The 2,409-nt window shown below is 38.1% G+C and carries 4 protein-coding genes; 2 read left to right on the forward strand and 2 right to left on the reverse strand.

The window, feature by feature from the left end:
- Positions 1-225 precede the first annotated feature (225 nt).
- Positions 226-771 (forward strand): gamma carbonic anhydrase family protein, encoded by a 546-nt coding sequence (locus GQR46_RS18775; protein WP_024593212.1) that lies wholly within the window; start codon positions 226-228, stop codon positions 769-771.
- On the opposite strand, the gene GQR46_RS18780 is transcribed toward GQR46_RS18775, so the two are convergent.
- Together GQR46_RS18780 and aroE are read right to left on the reverse strand one after the other, a co-directional pair.
- Positions 763-1,017 carry a DUF1488 family protein gene (locus GQR46_RS18780; protein WP_007584142.1) on the reverse strand — a complete coding sequence of 85 codons (255 nt, stop codon included), beginning with the start codon at positions 1,015-1,017 and terminating at the stop codon, positions 763-765. The genes GQR46_RS18775 and GQR46_RS18780 overlap by 9 nt on opposite strands.
- The gene (gene aroE, locus GQR46_RS18785; RefSeq protein WP_165729603.1) at positions 1,014-1,838 is read right to left on the reverse strand and encodes a shikimate dehydrogenase; all 825 of its coding nucleotides are present in this window, start codon (positions 1,836-1,838) and stop codon (positions 1,014-1,016) included. The genes GQR46_RS18780 and aroE overlap by 4 nt, the downstream gene beginning before the upstream one ends.
- Positions 1,839-1,891: 53 nt before the next feature.
- Here aroE and GQR46_RS18790 point away from each other — a divergent pair, with 53 nt between their 5' ends.
- The gene (locus GQR46_RS18790) at positions 1,892-2,329 is read left to right on the forward strand and encodes a group II truncated hemoglobin (RefSeq protein WP_165742057.1); all 438 of its coding nucleotides are present in this window, start codon (positions 1,892-1,894) and stop codon (positions 2,327-2,329) included.
- Positions 2,330-2,409: the final 80 nt, after the last annotated feature.

The raw sequence follows: 2,409 nt of genomic DNA on the forward strand, positions 1-2,409 counted from the left end.
ATGCGTTGGCGTTTCCCGTCTCAGTGGGGTCGCATTATAGGGAGATCATATTTTTACGCAAGCACTTTTTTAAAGAAAAAGTAAAAAAAGATACTGTTCGGTTAGTATCTGAACTAAACCCCCTAAAACTGATAGTTTTGTAACCAAACAGTGCACTGTATGGTACAAAAATCACCTTGCTGATACACTCAAATACTAATAATCATGATCTAAAAGGTACTAACTATGGCAATTCGTTCTTATAAAGGTGTTACTCCTTCATTTAATTCGTCTGTTTATATTGATGAGTCATCGGTTTTGGTTGGTAACATTACTTTAGGTGATAATAGTAGTGTGTGGCCGTTAGTAGCTGCACGTGGTGATGTTAACTATATACGTATTGGTGAGCGTACAAATATACAAGATGGCAGTGTATTGCATTTATCTCGCGCAACTAAAAGCAATCCTGATGGTTACCCACTTATTATAGGTGACGATGTAACAGTTGGTCATAAGGTAATGCTGCACGGATGTGTATTAGGAAACCGTATACTTGTAGGTATGGGCGCTATTATTATGGATAACGTGGTTGTTGAAGATGATGTAATTATAGGTGGAGGATCTTTAGTACCACCAAACAAACGTTTAGAGTCTGGTTACTTATATGTAGGGAGTCCGGCTAAGCAAGCCCGCCCTCTTACAGAGCAAGAACTTGCCTTCTTAAAAATATCTGCCGATAACTATGTATCACTTAAAGATGAATACTTAGCTGAAATCGCTAACTTAAGTTAATAAGCTTACTTCAATTTGGCCTGCCGAGTTATAGCTCTCTTCTTCGATAAGCTCCTCGGCACGTTCTTCGTAATCAAAACGATACTTTTCAAAATATTCTGTTGCGTGACTTTCGTCTGTTAATTTAAGTGTATTTACTTCTATTATACATTCCACCAGCATGCCACTCACTTGTGCAAAAAAAACTAACTGATGATCGGGCTCTCTAAACTCTAGCCTATCTATAAACTGTATTGCCTGATTCATTTAAGCATTCCTTGTTTAAGCGCATCAACAACGGGAAGTATTTTTGGCATTTTGTTACGCCATACATAATATGCTTGAGCAGCTTGACCAACTAACATTCCACTGCCATCTAAAAGCTTAGCGTTAATATTATGCTGTGCAACCCAATTCATAAAAATGGTATTTTGCAGTGAATAAAACATGTCATAAGCGACTTCACAGTTAGTTATGTGTTTTTTATCAAGTGCTGGAAGTTCGTTATTCATACTGCTAGAGGTAGAGTTTATAATTAGTGAGTAATCGCTTACTGGTAAATCATCAAAGCCAAAGCCAGATACTGGTCCATATTGAGTAAACAGCTCTGCGAGTTCTTTGGCTTTTTGTGCTGTGCGATTAACTATTATTATTTCCTGAGGGTTATGCTCTAACAAAGGTAAAATAACCCCTCGAGCAGCACCGCCCGCACCTATGATTAAAATGCGTTTATTAGTTATGGCTACTTCATTAGCGAGTAAATCATTTACAAAGCCCACACCATCGGTGTTATCACCGAGTAATGTGCCATCATCTCGTTTTTTTAATGTATTAACAGCCCCTACAATTTTAGCTAATGCCGTAAGCTCATCAGCCATTGCATAGGCTTGCTCTTTAAATGGCATTGTAACGTTAGCACCAACACCACCTTGCTCAAAAAAAGACAATACTGTTTTTTCAAAGTTATCGATAGGTGCTAATATTGCGCGATAGTCGATTTGCTCACCCAGTGATACAGCAAATTGTTTATGTATCGCGGGGGATTTTGAATGTTTAATTGGATTTCCAAAAACCGCATATTTGTCCATTTTAAAGCAACCTCTTTGCAGCTATATACTGCCTATTAACGATGATAAGTAATATGATTAAACGACTTTTTTCTAAATCTAAGCCAGCTCCTGAGCAACAGGCTCCTACTCCTGAAAAAACACTGTATGAAATAATAGGTGGAGAGAAAGGGGCGCGTGCTATCTCCAATCGATTCTACGACATAATGGAGTCAGATGAATACGCTAAACCGTTATATGATATGCATCCTCTGCCATTAGATCGAATTCGCCAAGTATTTTTTGAATTTTTATCTGGTTGGTTAGGCGGGCCAAACCTATTTACTGAAAAACATGGCCAGCCAATGCTACGTAAAAGGCATATGCCTTTTACTGTAGATAAAGCATTGCGCGATCAATGGATGTACTGCATGAATAAAACGCTGGATATAGAAATAGACAATCCGTTGTTACGTGAAGGCTTAAAGCAATCATTCTCTCAACTAGCAACGCATATGATCAATCAGCATTAAATTTGTATTTAGCCACAATGCAAAAAGGCGCTAATTAGCTGTCTCTTATACACAAATCCCTGCTAAGAAATTAGCGGGGA

This window comes from Pseudoalteromonas sp. Z1A6, from assembly GCF_011378745.1.
Lineage (GTDB): Bacteria > Pseudomonadota > Gammaproteobacteria > Enterobacterales > Alteromonadaceae > Pseudoalteromonas > Pseudoalteromonas arctica.